This window comes from Nocardioides hwasunensis (assembly GCF_014779665.1).
Taxonomy (GTDB): Bacteria; Actinomycetota; Actinomycetes; order Propionibacteriales; family Nocardioidaceae; genus Nocardioides; species Nocardioides hwasunensis.
The window spans coordinates 757465-772770 of sequence record NZ_JACXYY010000001.1; the positions used below are offsets into that span (position 1 = coordinate 757465).

17 protein-coding genes, 1 tRNA gene and 1 riboswitch are annotated in these 15306 nt (G+C 71.3%); of the genes, 9 read left to right on the forward strand and 9 right to left on the reverse strand.

Annotated features, from left to right (window positions below):
• Nucleotides 1-13: 13 nt before the first annotated feature.
• The 8 genes from mnhG to IEZ25_RS03830 form a co-directional block, all read right to left on the reverse strand.
• Nucleotides 14-379 (reverse strand): monovalent cation/H(+) antiporter subunit G, encoded by a 366-nt coding sequence (gene mnhG / locus IEZ25_RS03795; RefSeq protein WP_191198025.1) that lies wholly within the window; start codon nt 377-379, stop codon nt 14-16.
• Nucleotides 376-684, reverse strand: coding sequence for a monovalent cation/H+ antiporter complex subunit F (locus tag IEZ25_RS03800; protein WP_191198026.1), 309 nt, complete (start codon nt 682-684; stop codon nt 376-378). Before IEZ25_RS03800 ends, mnhG begins: the two co-directional genes overlap by 4 nt.
• On the reverse strand, nt 681-1244 hold the full coding sequence (locus tag IEZ25_RS03805) for a Na+/H+ antiporter subunit E (protein WP_191198027.1): 564 nt from the start codon (nt 1242-1244) through the stop codon (nt 681-683). Before IEZ25_RS03805 ends, IEZ25_RS03800 begins: the two co-directional genes overlap by 4 nt.
• On the reverse strand, nt 1241-2935 hold the full coding sequence (locus IEZ25_RS03810) for a Na+/H+ antiporter subunit D (RefSeq protein WP_191198028.1): 1695 nt from the start codon (nt 2933-2935) through the stop codon (nt 1241-1243). Before IEZ25_RS03810 ends, IEZ25_RS03805 begins: the two co-directional genes overlap by 4 nt.
• Nucleotides 2932-3432 (reverse strand): Na(+)/H(+) antiporter subunit C, encoded by a 501-nt coding sequence (locus tag IEZ25_RS03815; protein WP_191198029.1) that lies wholly within the window; start codon nt 3430-3432, stop codon nt 2932-2934. Before IEZ25_RS03815 ends, IEZ25_RS03810 begins: the two co-directional genes overlap by 4 nt.
• Nucleotides 3429-6326, reverse strand: a complete 2898-nt coding sequence (locus IEZ25_RS03820) for a Na+/H+ antiporter subunit A (RefSeq protein ID WP_318152020.1) — start codon at nt 6324-6326, stop codon at nt 3429-3431. Before IEZ25_RS03820 ends, IEZ25_RS03815 begins: the two co-directional genes overlap by 4 nt.
• Nucleotides 6327-6509: 183 nt before the next feature.
• Complete coding sequence (locus IEZ25_RS03825; RefSeq protein WP_191198031.1) at nt 6510-7148, reverse strand: DUF1345 domain-containing protein; 639 nt, start codon at nt 7146-7148, stop codon at nt 6510-6512.
• Between the two features lie 81 nt (nt 7149-7229).
• Nucleotides 7230-7318: transfer RNA gene (locus IEZ25_RS03830), tRNA-Leu, on the reverse strand.
• Between the two features lie 80 nt (nt 7319-7398).
• Between IEZ25_RS03830 and IEZ25_RS03835 the strand changes: the two genes are divergently transcribed.
• The 6 genes from IEZ25_RS03835 to ribH all read left to right on the forward strand — a co-directional run bounded on the left by IEZ25_RS03835 (nt 7399) and on the right by ribH (nt 13284).
• The gene (locus tag IEZ25_RS03835; protein WP_191198032.1) at nt 7399-8742 is read left to right on the forward strand and encodes a M20/M25/M40 family metallo-hydrolase; all 1344 of its coding nucleotides are present in this window, start codon (nt 7399-7401) and stop codon (nt 8740-8742) included.
• 129 nt (nt 8743-8871) lie between these two features.
• Nucleotides 8872-9001, forward strand: a riboswitch (FMN riboswitch).
• An 82-nt stretch (nt 9002-9083) separates the two neighbouring features.
• On the forward strand, nt 9084-10130 hold the full coding sequence (ribD, locus tag IEZ25_RS03840; protein WP_224748284.1) for a bifunctional diaminohydroxyphosphoribosylaminopyrimidine deaminase/5-amino-6-(5-phosphoribosylamino)uracil reductase RibD: 1047 nt from the start codon (nt 9084-9086) through the stop codon (nt 10128-10130).
• Nucleotides 10130-10762 (forward strand): riboflavin synthase, encoded by a 633-nt coding sequence (locus IEZ25_RS03845; RefSeq protein ID WP_191198033.1) that lies wholly within the window; start codon nt 10130-10132, stop codon nt 10760-10762. Before ribD ends, IEZ25_RS03845 begins: the two co-directional genes overlap by 1 nt.
• A complete protein-coding gene (gene pnuC / locus IEZ25_RS03850; protein WP_397183065.1) occupies nt 10759-11457 on the forward strand; it encodes a nicotinamide riboside transporter PnuC in 699 nt (232 codons plus the stop codon). The genes IEZ25_RS03845 and pnuC overlap by 4 nt, the downstream gene beginning before the upstream one ends.
• A complete protein-coding gene (locus IEZ25_RS03855) occupies nt 11454-12728 on the forward strand; it encodes a bifunctional 3,4-dihydroxy-2-butanone-4-phosphate synthase/GTP cyclohydrolase II (protein WP_191198035.1) in 1275 nt (424 codons plus the stop codon). Before pnuC ends, IEZ25_RS03855 begins: the two co-directional genes overlap by 4 nt.
• A 76-nt stretch (nt 12729-12804) precedes the next feature.
• Nucleotides 12805-13284 (forward strand): 6,7-dimethyl-8-ribityllumazine synthase, encoded by a 480-nt coding sequence (gene ribH, locus IEZ25_RS03860; RefSeq protein WP_191198036.1) that lies wholly within the window; start codon nt 12805-12807, stop codon nt 13282-13284.
• Nucleotides 13285-13309: 25 nt separating this feature from the next.
• On the opposite strand, the gene IEZ25_RS03865 is transcribed toward ribH, so the two are convergent.
• On the reverse strand, nt 13310-13594 hold the full coding sequence (locus IEZ25_RS03865; RefSeq protein ID WP_191198037.1) for a DUF3072 domain-containing protein: 285 nt from the start codon (nt 13592-13594) through the stop codon (nt 13310-13312).
• Nucleotides 13595-13701: 107 nt separating this feature from the next.
• Here IEZ25_RS03865 and IEZ25_RS03870 point away from each other — a divergent pair, with 107 nt between their 5' ends.
• Genes IEZ25_RS03870 through IEZ25_RS03880 form a run of 3 tightly spaced genes read left to right on the forward strand, consistent with a single transcriptional unit; the run spans nt 13702 to nt 15287 of the window.
• Complete coding sequence (locus tag IEZ25_RS03870) at nt 13702-13965, forward strand: phosphoribosyl-ATP diphosphatase (protein ID WP_191198038.1); 264 nt, start codon at nt 13702-13704, stop codon at nt 13963-13965.
• A 19-nt stretch (nt 13966-13984) separates the two neighbouring features.
• A complete protein-coding gene (hisG, locus tag IEZ25_RS03875; RefSeq protein WP_191198039.1) occupies nt 13985-14830 on the forward strand; it encodes an ATP phosphoribosyltransferase in 846 nt (281 codons plus the stop codon).
• Complete coding sequence (locus tag IEZ25_RS03880; protein ID WP_191198040.1) at nt 14814-15287, forward strand: PH domain-containing protein; 474 nt, start codon at nt 14814-14816, stop codon at nt 15285-15287. The genes hisG and IEZ25_RS03880 overlap by 17 nt, the downstream gene beginning before the upstream one ends.
• The last annotated feature ends 19 nt before the right edge of the window (nt 15288-15306 follow it).

Sequence of the window (15306 nt, forward strand, 5' to 3'; positions counted from 1 at the left end):
GGCGGCAGCAGGGTCAGGGAGCGCCGCGCGGCTCGTCCTGGGCGGGCTCGGAGCTGAGCTCGTCGATGACCAGCAGGTCGTGACGGACCTGGCCGGCACGGAACGACGCGCGACCGACCATGTGGCTGGCCACGATGCTGGTCGCCATCTGCAGCAGGACGATGAGCACCAGGACACCGACGACCGAGAGGTCGCGCAGCCGCAGCCCCACGCCGGCCATCACCAGCACGGTGCCGAGCACCTGCGGCTTCGTGGCGGCGTGCATCCGGCTGAGCAGGTCGGGCATCCGCACCACGCCGATGGCGGCGATGAGCGCGAGGAGCGCGCCGAGGAGGATGCACGCGGCCGCGACGACGTCGGCGACGCCGGTCCAGGTCATCGCAGGTCCCCCTCGATCTGCTCGTCCGGGCGACTGTCGGCATCGACGTCCTCGCTGCGACTGGCATAGCGCGCGACGCTGACAGCGCCGACCATGCCGAAGGCGGCCAGCACCACCAGGACGGGAAGCGCGTAGGTCACCCGCGTGTGGGCGATCAGCAGGCCGATGGTGGACACCGTGACGGCCACGAGCACGTCGAGCGCGACGCTGCGGTCGAGGATGGTCGGTCCCAGCGTCATGCGCACCAGCAGCAGCGCGGCTGCGACCAGCAGCATGGCTGCGGCGATCACGAGCACGATGGTCATGACGCCTCCTCCTGCCCGGTCGCTCGGGCGGGAAAGGCCCGCAGCAGCCGCTGCTCGAGCGCGAGCGCCTCCTGGCGGAAGCGCTCGACCGCCTCCTCGTCGCGTACGTCGATGACGTGCAGGAAGAGCGTGTGGGTCGAACGCCGCGCCTCGACGACGACCGAGCCGGGCACCAGCGAGAGCATGGAGGCCACCAGCGTCATCATGAGGTCGGAGGACGACTCGAGGTCGACCGCGACGACTGCGTTGCTCACCTGACGGCGCCGCAGGACCACCGAGGACACCTCGACGCTGGCGCGGACCACGTCGACGATGAAGCGCCCCACGAGCGCGACGAGTGCGAGCGGGCGGACCCGGAAGCTCAGGTGGAGCGGAGGCAGCGGGAACACCAGGCACACCATCACCGCGACGAGCACCCCGCCCACCAGCAGCAGGGGAGTGACGTCGCCCCACAGGGCGAGCCACACCAGCGTCAGGCCCGCGACGGCAGGGGGCTGGACCGCGCGGTGACGCGCGGGTCGGGTGGTCCCGTCGCGACGGGTGTGGAGCACCGGGCTCATCGAGCCTCCCCGGTGAGGACGGACGACACGTAGGTGTCGCGCTGGTGGAGGTCGCGGGCGGCGCGCTCGCTGAGACCGTAGAGCGGGCCGGCGACGACGGTGAGCAGCACGCTCAGCGTGACGAGCCCGGCGGCTGGCACCAGCATCCCGGCGGGAGAGTGCCGGTTGTCCTCCCCGGCCTCGATGAGGGTGTGGAAGTCACGGTCGGGCAGGTCGTCGTTGCCGAGACGACGCGCCTCCTCGATGTCGTTCTTGGTGATCGTGCCGGCCGAGGTGTGGACGTGCCCGCGGTGCTGGTGCGTGCCGTCGTCGCTGCCGTGACCGGGGGCGGGATCCGCAGCGTCACTGATGGCCTCCAAGGCCTCGTGCGCCTCCTCCGGCGTACGCCAGAAGGCGACCGCCCACGTCTTCGCGACGGCGTAGAGGGTGAGGAGGCTGGTGACCGCACCACCGGCGACCACCGTCCACGGCAGCCACCCGCCGTCGGCCTGGGCCGCCTGGAAGAGGCCGACCTTGCCGATGAAGCCGGAGAAGGGCGGGATGCCGGCGAGGTTCATCGCGGGGACGAAGAACAGCACCGCCAACAGGGGAGCGAGCCGGGCCAGGCCGCCGATCCGCATCAGGGCGGTGCTGCCCGCGCGGCGCTCGACCAGACCGAGCACGAGGAAGAGCGCGGTCTGGATGGTGATGTGGTGCACGACGTAGAAGATCGTGCCGGCAGTGCCCAGCCGGCTGCCCAGCGCGATGCCGAGGATGAGGTAGCCGATGTGGCTGACCAGCGTGAAGGACAGCATCCGCTTGATGTCGGACTGGGCGACGGCGCCCAGGATGCCGATGAGCATCGTGAGCAGCGCCGTCCACAGGAGGAGGTCGCTCAGTGGGCTGTCGGGGAACAGCAGGGTCTGGGTGCGCAGGATGGCGTAGACGCCCACCTTGGTCAGCAGGCCGGCGAACACCGCAGTGACCGGCGCCGGTGCCGTGGGATAGCTGTCGGGCAGCCAGAACGACAGCGGGAACACCGCGGCCTTGATCGCGAACGTCGTCAGCAGCAGGAGCTGGATCATCAGCGAGACGTGGTCGGGCAGCTCGGCGAGGCGCTCGGCGAGGTGGGCGAGCGTCAGCGTGCCGGTGGCGGCGTAGGTGACCGCGATGCTGATGAGGAAGAGGGTGGAGGAGAGCAGGTTGACCAGCACGTAGATGGTGCCGGCCCGGATCCTGGTCGCCGTGCCCCCGAGGGTCAGCAGGACGTAGCTGGCGAAGAGCAGCATCTCGAAGCTGACGAAGAGGTTGAACAGGTCGCCGGCGAGGAACGCGTTGGACACACCGGCCACGAGCACGAGGAAGGTCGGGTGGTAGATCGAGATCGGTGCGCCCTCCTCGTCCTCGGTCATGCCCTGCCCGACGGAGTAGGCGAGGACCGCCAGCGTGACCACCGCGCTGACGACCAGCATCAGGGCCGCCAGCCGGTCCGCGACGAGCACGATGCCCAGCGTCTCGGACCACGCGCCGATCCAGACCGTCTGCGGACCGTGCCGGTCCGCCTGGACGAGCAGCGCGGAGGAGATGACCACGACGGCGGTCAAGACGCCGAGGCTGAGCCAACGCTGGATCCGCGGGTGGTGCAGGAGCGCGAGCGAGACGCCGGCAGCCAGGATCGGCAGCACCACGGGAAGGGGGACGAGCGCGTTCACGACGGCCTCTCCTGGTTGATCTCGGCCTCGTCGGCCGCCAGCGGGTCGTCGTCCGGACCCTCGCCGGGGTCGCCGCTGGAGTCGTCACCGGGGAAGTCGGACGTGGTGGCGGCGTAGGCCTCGGACGTGACGTCCCGGCTCGCGAGGTGCCTGATCATGTCGTCCTCGACGTCGTCCTGGACGTCGTCGTGGCCGTTGAGCTGCCAGCTGCGGTAGGCCATGGCGAGGACGAACGCGGTGGTCGCCAGCATGATCACGATCGCGGTCAGCACCATCGCCTGCGGCAGGGGATCGGAGAGCCCGGAGGTGTCGCCACCCTTCTCGACGATGGGCGCGCGACCGGCCCGGCCGCCGGCGACGAGGAACGCGATGCTGACGCCGTTGCCGATCATGACCAGCCCGAGCAGCACGCGCGTGAGGCTGCGCTCGAGCACGAGGTAGACGCCGCACCCGAGCAGGACGGACGAGGTGAGGACGAGGGTGAGGTTGACGCTCATGCCGCCGCTGCCTCCGTCTCGCGTCGGGTGCGCTTGATGTCGCGGTCGATGTGGGAGCCGAGGGCGCGCAGGAGGTCGAGCACCAGGCCGACCACGACGAGGTAGACGCCGACGTCGAAGAGCACCGAGGTGACCAGGTGCAGCTCACCGAGCAGCGGGATGGGCACGTCGATGATGGCCGACTGCAGGACGACGCCGCCGAAGGCCATCGGCAGCAGTGCGGAGAGGGCGGCCACGGACAGGCCCGCACCGATGAGTCGCCCGGCGTCGACGGGCGCGGCCTCGTCGAGCTCGTAGCGTCCGCCGGCGAGGTAGCGGACGACGAGGGCCAGGCCGGTGGTCATCCCGGCGGCGAACCCGCCTCCGGGATCGTTGTGCCCGGCCAGCAGGAAGTAGATCGAGATCACGATGAGCGTGTGGAAGACGAGGCGCACCACGACCTCGAAGATGATCGACCGCTTCTCCGGCGCCATCGTGCGCGAGCCCGGCAGCCAGGCGCGACGACCGGGCCCGGTGGGGACCTTCGTCACACCGGCGGGGTAGGGGATGTCGTGGACGCGCCGGATGTCGGCGCCGCGGGCGCTGACGTAGATGAGGCTGGCCACGCCCGTGGCGGCCGCCACGAGGACCGAGAGCTCGCCGAGCGTGTCCCACGCGCGGGTGTCGACGAGGATGACGTTGACGATGTTGCCGCCGCCGCCGAACTCCAGCGCCTGCTTCGGGAGGGCCGTCGAGACGGGCTCCGCGGTCCGTGCGGCACCCGCCACCAGCAGGAAGCCGCCGGTCACCGCGCCCACGGCGGCGCCGAGCACGGCGCGGAGGTGGCGGCGGGCGCTCAGCGGCCGGTCGGTGAAGAACTGCGGCAGCCGGCGCAGGGCCAGCACGAACACCACGACGGTCAGGGTCTCGACGAGCGCCTGGGTCAGGGCGAGGTCGGGCGCGCCGTGGAGGACGAAGAGGACAGCCGTGCCGTAGCCGGTGACTCCGACCAGGAGCACCGCACGGATCCGACGGCGCGAGCGCACGGTGAGCACGGCGGCGGCGGCGATGACCACGCCGACGACGGCCTGCGCCGGGGTGTCCCACGCCCGGACGCGTACGTCGTCGAGACCCCGCAGCAGCGTCGATCCGGGGAGCAGCACGACGACGAGGAGGATGATCGCGAGGTAGGCCGAGGCGGACCCGCGCTGGACGACACCGGTGACCTCGACCGCGCTCCGGTCCAGCAGCCGCATGCCGCCCCGGTAGGCGCGCTCCAGGCTCCAGTCGTGCGCCAGCCGCGTCTGCACTCGGGCGACCGGCTCGCGGGCGAGGAAGAGCAGCGCTCCGCCGGCGAGCGCGAGCACGGTCAGCAGCAGCGGGGTGCCGACCCCGTGCCACAGCGTGAGCTCGGGGTGGTGGACGCCCGCCGGGAAGCCCTCGGCCGGTTGCTCGAGCAGGGTCGTGAGCGGACCGCCGGCGAAGCCCAGGGCGACGGTCAGGGCGGCCAGCACGACAGGGGCAGCGACGAATCCCGGTGCCGGTGGGTGGACCTCGGCCGGGGCGTCGTGCTCCGAGCCGGCGCCGTGGATCTCCCGGTTGCCGAAGGCGCCCCAGACGAAGCGAGCGGAGTAGGCGGCCGTCAGCGCGGACCCGACGACGACCCCGGCCAGCAGGACCCAGCCGGAGAGACCGGCCATGCCGGTGCCGTCCCCCTCCTGCGCCACGTCGAGGAGTGCCACGAGGACGCTCTCCTTCGTGACGTAGCCCAGCAGCGGGGGCAGTCCGGCCATCGACGCAGCGGCGAGCGTGGCGGCCACCGCGAGCGCGGGCATCCGGCGGGCCAGGCCGGTGATGCGGCGCAGGTCGCGCGTCCCGGCGCTGTGGTCGATGATCCCGACCGTGAGGAACAAGGTGGCCTTGAAGAGGGCGTGCGCGACGAGCACGCCCAGACCCGCCACCATCGTGCTGCGGGTGCCCACGCCGAGCACCAGGACGAGGAAGCCGAGCTGGCTCACGGTGCCGTAGGCGAGCAGCAGCTTGAGGTCGTTCTGGCGCAGCGCGCGCACGCCGCCGAGCAGCATCGTGGCGAGGCCGAGCGTCAGCAGCACCGTCCGCCAGCCTGCGACGCCGGCGAAGGCCGGGGCGAGGAGCGCCACGAGGTAGACGCCGGCCTTCACCATCGACGCGGCGTGGAGGTAGGCGCTGACCGGGGTCGGCGCGGCCATGGCCGACGGCAGCCAGAAGTGGAACGGCAGCAGCGCCGACTTGCTGATGGCGCCGACCAGGAGCAGGTGCACGCCGACGGTCACGGCGGTGCCCACGGGCGGATCGGCCAGGATCTCCGAGATCCGGTAGGTCCCGGCACCGTGGGCGACGACGATCGCTCCGACCAGCATCGCGAGGCCACCGAAGGTCGTGACGATGAGCGCCTGGATGGCCGAGCGTCGGCTGGCGCGGCGACCCGGGTCGTGCCCGATGAGCAGGAACGAGAAGACGGTGGTGAGCTCCCAGAACACGTAGAGCAGGAGCAGGTCGTCGGCCAGGACCAGGCCGAGCATGGATCCGATGAACGCGACCAGGACGCCTGCGAAGCGCGGGACGCCGGCGTCGGACCTGCCGAAGTACCACGCGCAGTAGGCCAGCACCAGCGCGCCGATCCCCAGCACGATCAGCGACATCACCCACTGGAGGGTGCCCATCGACAGCGCGAGGTCCATGCCGATGCCGTCGACCCAGGGATGGACTTCGGTGAGGGTGCCGCCGTCGAGGACCGTCGGCCCTTGGGCGGCCACCCAGATCGTCCCCGCGAGGGGCACGACCGCCAAGGCCAGGAATCCGCGACTGCCCGCGCGCAGCACGAGCCATGGAGACGCGATCGCCGTCGCGAGAACGGCGACGATCAGCAACAGCACAGGCGGGTGTCCTCGAGGTCTCGCGGGTGGTTCGGCGGGGCGCCGGGGTGTGCCAAACCTACAGGCGCGAGGTGACATGACCCCGGTCGCGAGAGCCTCGTCGACCGAAGATGGGTGGTGGACCCCATGCGGTGGCGTCGACGCGTGGCGTGACTCACGCCGAGGCGGCGCGTTCCCGGCTCGTCAGCCGAGGTAGTTGGTCGTGAACGTGATCGCGACGGTGAGCACGAGGGTGTTGAACACGAAGGCCAGCACCCCGTGCTTGAGCACCTGCGCGCGCAGCACCGACTTGCGCACCTCGACGTCGGTCGTCCCGAAGGTGGTCCCCACGGCGACGGTGAAGTAGAGGTACTCCACCACGCCGGGTCGGGCCTCGTCGGGGAAGGCGAGTCCACCGTGCTCGCTGTGGAGCGCGACGTAGGTCATGAGGAATCCGGCCTGCAGCACCAGCCACGACGAGACGATGGCGACCAGGCACACGGCCAGCACCCACGGCTCGGACGCATGCTGCTCGTCGGCACGCGGCATGACCAGCAGGACCGAGACCAGCGCCACGACTGCGGCGCTCTGCGCGAAGGCCTCGGGCGAGGCGACGAACAGCTTCGCGGCGCGGCTCATCCGCCTCGACTGCCGCGCCATCGCCGTCAGGCCGGTGCGGCCCCCGCGGTGGATCGCAGCCCAGGTCAGGACCAGGTAGACGACGGCGTAGAGGTCCCACGACGTGAGGAACACCAGCAGCGGCTCGCCGGGCGTGAAGAAGCCCACGACCAGACCGACGCACGCCAGGGTCTGTCTCCACGTCTCACGCTGCCACCAGCTCATGGGCGCCCACCCTAGTGAGGCGTGCAGCCGGACCGGCAACGACGAAGCCCCGGGCCGATGACCCGGGGCTCGTTTCGATCGTGGTGTCCGAGGGGGGACTTGAACCCCCACGCCCTAATACGGGCACTAGCACCTCAAGCTAGCGCGTCTGCCAATTCCGCCACCCGGACGAGTGCTGGAGAAATGTAGCAAAGCACCTCGCTGGCAACGAATCGGGGTTGGTGCTGGCTCGTGGGGCAGGATGGGCGGCATGGAACAGGCTCCGCAGGACAGTTCTCGGGCTCCGTCGCAGGGCCCTTCCTACGACCCTGCCAAGGAGGTCGTCGAGCTGTGCCGGGAGCTCATCCGCATCGACACGTCCAACTACGGCACGGACGACGGGCCGGGGGAGCGCAAGGCCGCCGAGTACGTCGCCGGGCTGCTCGACGAGGTCGGGATCGAGAGCCAGGTCATCGAGGGGCGGCCCGGTCGGGCCAACGTGGTCGCGCGCTGGGGCGGTGGCGACGGCCGGGCCCCGCTACTGCTCCACGGCCACCTCGACGTCGTACCGGCGGAGGCGTCGGACTGGCAGGTCGATCCGTTCAGCGGCGAGATCAAGGACGGCCACGTGTGGGGCCGCGGCGCGGTCGACATGAAGGACTTCGACGCGATGCTGCTCAGCGTCGTGCGAGCCCGCGCCGCAGCCGGAGCCGCGCCCGACCGGGAGGTCGTGCTGTGCTTCACCGCCGACGAGGAGGCCGGAGGTGGCCACGGAGCGAAGGTGCTCGTCGACGAGCACGCCGACCTGTTCGCCGACTGCACCGAGGCGGTCGGCGAGGTGGGCGGCTTCTCCGCCACCATCCGCGGACGCCGGGTCTACCTCATCGAGGCCGCCGAGAAGGGCATGGCCTGGATGCGGCTCACCGCCCGGGGGCGTGCCGGCCACGGTTCGATGATCAACGACGACAACGCCGTCACCCGCCTCGCCGGCGCCGTGGCCCGCATCGGCGCGCACCAGTGGCCGGTCCGGCTGACGCCCACCATGGAGGTGCTCCTCGCGACGGTCGGTGAGCTCGCCGGCACCGAGGCCACACCGGGCAACGCCGAGGCGCTGGTCGAGGAGTTCGGCGACGCCGCCCGGATGCTCGGCGCGGTCATCCGCAACACCGCCAACCCGACGATGCTCCAGGCGGGCTACAAGACCAACGTCATCCCCACCGACGCCCACGCGACCGTCGACGGCCGGTTCCTGCCCGGCTACGAGGACGAGTTCTTCCAGACCCTGCACGAGCTCGCCGGCGACGGGATCGAGTTCGACTTCGAGTCCAAGCAGGACCCGTGGGAGACGCCGTACGACGGTGACCTGGTGACGGCGATGACCCGCAGCCTCATCGCCGAGGACCCCGACGCCCTCGTCGCGCCCTACCTGATGAGCGGCGGCACCGACGCCAAGCACTTCCGCAAGCTCGACATGCGCTCCTACGGCTTCGCACCGCTGCGGCTGCCCGCCGACCTCGACTTCACCGCGCTCTTCCACGGTGTCGACGAGCGGGTCCCGGTCGACGCGCTGGAGTTCGGTGCGCGGGTGTTCGACCGCTTCCTCGACCAGGTCTGAGGCCGGCTCCGCCCGGGCGGCGGGGTGACAGCACCCACCGTGCGCACCCTCGGAACTGTTGCGCACGCCACACGCGGACACCGATGAGGGAATGCGCTGCCCTGTGGCATGGTTGCCACCACGAAGAGCTTGCGTGCTCTGGGGGCGGTGAAATTCCGCACCGGCGGTCACAGTCCGCGACCCGACCACCGCCAGTGGCCGGTTGACCAGGTGGAACTCCTGGACCGACGGTCACAGTCCGGATGAGAAGTGCACGCAGACGCACTCCGCGTTCCCTGTCGGGGGCCGCGAGCGCCGTCGCCCGCCCCCCGGAGTCCGAACACCCGGAGGCGGAGGAAGCGATGACGACCAGCGAGGCAGAACAGCGTGCCATGCAGCGCGCACTCGCGCTCGCGGTCACGCCCGGCGTCCCACTGGGGCCCAACCCTCGGGTCGGCTGTGTGCTGCTCGCCCCGGACGGTACGACGATCGCCGAGGGCTTCCACCGCGGAGCGGGCACCCCGCACGCCGAGGCCGCCGCGCTCGCGGAGGCTGGTGACGCGGCCCGCGGCGCGACCGCCGTCGTCACGCTCGAGCCGTGCAACCACACCGGTCGCACAGGCCCGTGCAGCGAGGCACTCATCGCGGCCGGCGTGGTCCGAGTCGTCTTCGCCCAGCCCGACGCCAACCCGGTCGCCGTCGGCGGCGCCGGCCGGCTGCGCGAGGCGGCCGTCGAGGTCGTCGGCGGCGAGATGATCGACGAGGCGCAGGCGATCAACCGGGCCTGGACCTTCGCCATCGCCCACCGACGGCCCTTCGTGACCTGGAAGTTCGCCACCACGCTCGACGGCCGCAGCGCTGCCACGGACGGCACCAGCCGATGGGTCTCCAGCCGCGCCGCCCGCCTCGACACCCACCGACTACGTGGGCTGTGCGACACGATGCTCGTCGGCACGAGCACCGTCGAGGTCGACGACCCCGAGCTCACCGTCCGCGACGAGGTCGACGAGCCCGTCGCGATCCAGCCGCTGCGCGCCGTGATGGGGCTGCGGGACCTGCCGACGGACCGGCGGATCTTCAACGACCGGGCCGAGTCCGTGCACCTGCGCACCCGCGACCCGGAGATCGCCCTTGCCGAGCTGCACGCGAGGGACCGCCAGCACGTGTTCCTCGAGGGTGGTCCCACGCTCGCCCGGGCGTTCCTGGCCGCGGGTCTCGTCGACGAGGTCGTCACCTACGTCGCGCCGATGCTGCTCGGCTCCGGCCGCAGCGCCGTCGCCGACCTCGGCATCCACACCATCACCGACGCGCTCCACCTGCACGTCACCGACGTGGCCGTGCTGCAGGGACACGGCGGCGAGGACACCAACGTGAGGCTCACCATGAAGCCCCAGAAGAGGAGCAGCTGATGTTCACCGGGATCGTCGAGGAGCTCGGCACCATCGCCGAGGTCACCGACCAGGGCGACGCCGTCCGACTCACCGTCGAGGCCAGCACCGTGCTCGAGGGCACCGGGCTGGGCGACTCGATCTCCGTCAACGGCTGCTGCCTCACCGTCTCCGAGCTCGGCGAGGGCAGGTGGACCGCCGACCTCATGCAGGAGACCCTCGACAGGACCTCGCTGCGCGGCGTCGTACCCGGCGACCGGGTCAACCTGGAGCGTGCGGTCACCGTCGACAAGCGGCTCGGGGGCCACATCGTGCAGGGCCACGTCGACGGGGTCGGCGAGGTCATCGCCCGCTCACCGAGCGAGCACTGGGACGTCGTCGAGATCTCGCTCCCGGCCCACCTGGCGCGCTACCTCGTCGACAAGGGCTCGATCACCGTCGACGGAGTGAGTCTCACCGTGGTCGAGGCCCGTGACTCGAGCTTCACCGTCAGCCTGATCCCCGAGACCCTCGCCCGCACGACCCTCGGCAGCCGCCGCGTCGGCGACCTGGTCAACCTCGAGGCCGACGTCATCGCCAAGCACGTCGAGAAGCTCCTCGGCGCCTACAGCTCCGTGACCACCCCCTTCTCAGAGAACGACGAGGAAGACTGATGTCCCTGCTCGAATGGCTCGTCCACGGCACCATCCCGGTGCCCGGCGGCGAGCTCGGCGCTCGCGAGGTGATCGGCAACCTCTTCGGCCTCGCCAGTGCGATCCTCGGCATGAAGCGCTTCGTCTGGGCCTGGCCGATCGGGCTCGTGGGCAACGTCCTGCTCTTCACCGTCTTCGCCACCGGAGAGCTCTCCGGCCACATCGACGACCCGCTGTGGGGGCAGGCCGGACGTCAGGTGTTCTTCGCCGCGGTCTCGGTCTACGGCTGGTGGCGCTGGTCGCACGTGCGCAACGCCGGCGGCGCCTCCGACGGCGGCGCCATCGCCCCGCGCTGGGCCACGCGCACCGAGCGACTGCAGCTGCTGGGTCTCGGGGTCGTCGGCTACGCCGCGGCGTACGTCGTGCTGACCCAGGTGCTCGGCTCCTGGGGCCCGACGACCGAGGCCTGGATCCTCGCCGGCTCCATGCTGGCGACCTACGGCATGGCCCGTGGGTGGGTCGAGTTCTGGCTGGTCTGGGTCCTGGTGGACGTCGTCGGCGTCACCACCTTGATCCAGGCCGGCTACTACCCGACGGCAGGCATGTACCTCTTCTACGCGATCTTCGTGATCATCGGCTTCGTCGTCTGGTGGCGCGACGCCCGGACCGTGGTCGACACCAGCACCGTCGACGAGCAGGAGGCACTCCCCGTATGAACCACCACCCGAGCAGCGTGCGGCTTGACTCCGTCGAGCGGGCCATCGCCGACATCGCCGCGGGCAAGGCGGTCGTCGTCGTCGACGACGAGGACCGCGAGAACGAGGGCGACATCATCTTCGCCGCCGCCAGGGCGACCCCGGAGCTGATGGCCTTCACCATCCGCCACAGCAGCGGGGTGATCTGCGTGCCGATGCCGGCCGAGATGCTCGACCGGCTCGAGATCCCGCTCATGACCCCGCACAACAAGGACAAGCTCCGCACGGCCTACACGATCTCGGTCGATGCCCGCGACGGCGTGAGCACCGGCATCAGCGCCGCCGACCGCGCCCACACCGCCCGCACGCTCGCCGACTCGGCGACCGAGCCGTGGGAGCTCACGCGCCCCGGCCACGTCTTCCCGCTGCGCTACCGCGAGGGAGGCGTGCTCGTACGACGGGGGCACACCGAGGCGGCCGTCGACCTGGCGATGCTCGCCGGGCTGACGCCCGCGGGTGTGCTGGTCGAGGTCGTCAACGACGACGGGACGATGAAGCGCGCGCCCGAGCTGCGGGAGTTCGCCGACCAGCACGGCCTCGCGATGATCTCCATCGACGACCTCGTGCGGCACCGTCGGCGCCACGAGCGCCATGTCGAGCGGGTCGCGGAGACCAGGCTGCCGACGCGGCACGGTGAGTTCACGGCCTACGGCTACCGCATCACCATCGACGGCAGCGAGCACGTCGCGCTGGGCTACGGGGACCTCTCGGGTGACGAGCCGGTCCTGACCCGGGTGCACAGCGAGTGCCTCACCGGCGACGTGTTCGGCAGCGAGCGCTGCGACTGCGGCCCCCAGCTCGACGAGGCGCTGCGTCGCGTGGTCGAGGAGGGCAGGGGGGTGGTGGTCTACCTCCGCGGGCACGAGGGGCGTGGCATCGGGCTGGTCGCCAAGCTGCAGGCCTACCAGCTCCAGGACGGGGGTCGCGACACCGTCGACGCGAACCTCGACCTCGGTCTCCCCGCCGACGCCCGCCACTACGGCACCGCGACCCAGATCCTGCGTGACCTCGAGATCGCGTCGGTGCGGCTGATGACCAACAACCCCGACAAGACCGCCAGCCTCGAGGACTTCGGCATCGCCGTGACCGAGCAGGTGCCGCTCGCGCCGAGCCCCACCGACCACAACCTGGCCTACCTCCGCACCAAGCGCGACCGGATGGGCCACGAGCTGCCCGACCTGGCCGTCGACCACCAAGAAGAACACCTCGACCCACACGGAGGAGTCCGATGAGCGAGCGCAGCGAGCGAATGGTCCACCACAGCGTGCCAGATGCCTCATGCGTGCACGGAGCGAAGCGAGTGCGTGCATGAGTGGAGCAGGCGCACCGACGTCCGAGCCCTACGACGCCAGCGGCTTGAGGGTCGCGGTCGTCGCCGCGACCTGGCACACCCAGGTGATGGACGGCCTCGTCGCCGGTGCCGAGCGTGCGCTCGCGGCGTACGGCATCAGCACGCCCGAGGTGATCCGGGTGCCGGGGACCTTCGAGCTGCCCGTGGTCGCCGCGGCCCTCGCCCGGCACGGGTACGACGCCGTGGTGGCGCTGGGTGTCGTGATCCGCGGCGGCACCCCGCACTTCGACTACGTGTGCTCGGCCGCCACAGACGGCCTCACGCAGGTGAGCGTGGACCACGCCATCCCGGTCGGGTTCGGCGTCCTGACGTGTGACACCGAGGAACAGGCGATCGCTCGTGCCGGCCTCGAGGGCTCGGTCGAGGACAAGGGCTGGGAGGCGACTGCCGCCGCGCTCGACACCGCCCGCGTGCTGGCCGGGCTGCGGACGGGCTGAGCCTCCCGGCCCGGGAGGCGGTCCGTCAGGAGGTGCGGTCGCTGGCTCCCTGGAGCCGGTCGATGTGCTCGGAGGCCTGCGCCTTGGTGAGGTCGCCGGGCAGCTCCTCACCGGCCTCACGGGCGAGGGTGTCGAGGTAGCTGCGCTGCGCCCCGGTCATCGGCTCGTCGCCGGTCACCCACTCCTCGGGGTCCTTGCGGGTGCTGTCGCCCTGCGGCCCACCGAGGGTCTCGTGGGCGGGGTCGCCCGCCGTCGCGCCCCCGATGGTCTCGTCGGGAGCCTGGTCCGAATGTGTGTTCGATTCACTCATGCTGCGACTTTAGCCCGCCGCACCGACGACGCCACCACACCTCGGGGTGGTCCGCGCACGGGACCGGGCGCGTAGGAAGCCAGCCGCGCGCCGTAGGCTTGCGCCTCGTGAAGACGTTCGAGGACCTGTGGGCCGAGCTGTCCGCCAAGGCCGTGGAGCGCCCCGAGGGGTCCGGCACCGTGCAGCAGCTCGACGCGGGCGTCCATGCCATCGGCAAGAAGCTCCTGGAGGAGGCCGCCGAGTCCTGGATGGCCGCCGAGCACGAGGGCAAGGACGCGACGGCGCTGGAGATCAGTCAGCTGCTCTACCACGCGCAAGTGCTGATGCTCGCCTCCGGACTGACCCTCGACGACGTCTACGCCCACCTGTGAGAGACCCGGTGACCTTCGCATGACCCTCCGCATCGCCGTCCCCAACAAGGGGGCGCTGTCCCAGGCCGCCACCGACATCCTCCGCGAGTCGGGCTACCGCCAGCGCACGGACTCCAAGGAGCTCGCGCTCGTCGACACCGAGAACGACGTCGAGTTCTTCTACCTGCGTCCGCGCGACATCGCGCTCTACGTGGGGGAGGGCACCCTCGACGTCGGCATCACCGGGCGCGACCTGCTGCTCGACTCCGGCGCCCAGGCCCAGGAGGTGATGAACCTCGGGTTCGGTCGCTCGCGCTTCCACTTCGCCGGCCCCATCGGCCGCTACTCCTCGCTGGAGGACCTCCGCGGCCTCCGGATCGCGACGTCGTACGTCGGCGTGGTCGAGGACTACCTCTTCCGTCACGAGATCGACGCGACCGTCACCCGCCTGGACGGAGCGGTCGAGACGAGCATCCAGCTCGGTGTGGCCGACGTGATCGCCGACGTCGTCGAGACCGGCTCGACGCTGCGCGCCGCCGGTCTGGAGACCTTCGGCGAGGTCATCCTCGACTCGCAGGCCGTGCTCATCACCCGCGGTGGCGACGTCGCGAGCGACTTCGAGATCTTCCGACGCCGCGTCGAGGGCGTCCTGGTCGCGCGCAGCTTCGTGATGATGGACTACGACATCGAGGAGACCCACCTCCCGGAGGCGACCGAGGTCGCGCCCGGGCGCGAGGGCCCGACGATCTCCCCCCTGGGCAAGCCCGGCTGGGTCGCCGTGCGGGTGATGGTGCCGCGGGCCGGCTCGCAACGCCTGATGGACGACCTGTACTCGATCGGGGCACGCGCCATCCTGCTCACGGACATCCATGCCTGCCGCCTCTGACCCGTCGTCGGGCCTGCCCTCCCTGCCGCGCACCTGGCGTCCGATGGGCGTGCGCATCGCGGTGATCGGGTTCGGCGTGATGCTCTTCGTCGTGTGCGCGGCCGCGTGGTTCGGCTTCCCCCAGGACGTGCGCGACCGCTTCAACATCCTCCAGCGCATCACCCTGCTCGTCCTGGGCGGTGGGTTCGTGACGATCGGCTGGGCGCTCGGCCGTGCGCGGGTGACCGCCGAGATGGGCGCCCTCGTCGTGGTCAACGGCTTCCGGCGTCGCCGTCTCGCGTGGCAGGAGGTGCTCGCGATCCACCTGCCGCCGGGTGCCCCGTGGGCCACCCTCGACCTCGCCGACGGCACGACGCTCTCGGCGATGGCGTTCCAGGGCTCCGACGGCAAGGTCGCCCGCGACGGCGTCCGTCAGGTGCGTGCGCTGATCGACCGCGCGGACGCCCGCGACAACTGAGCGGCGGGGGGCTGCGGCC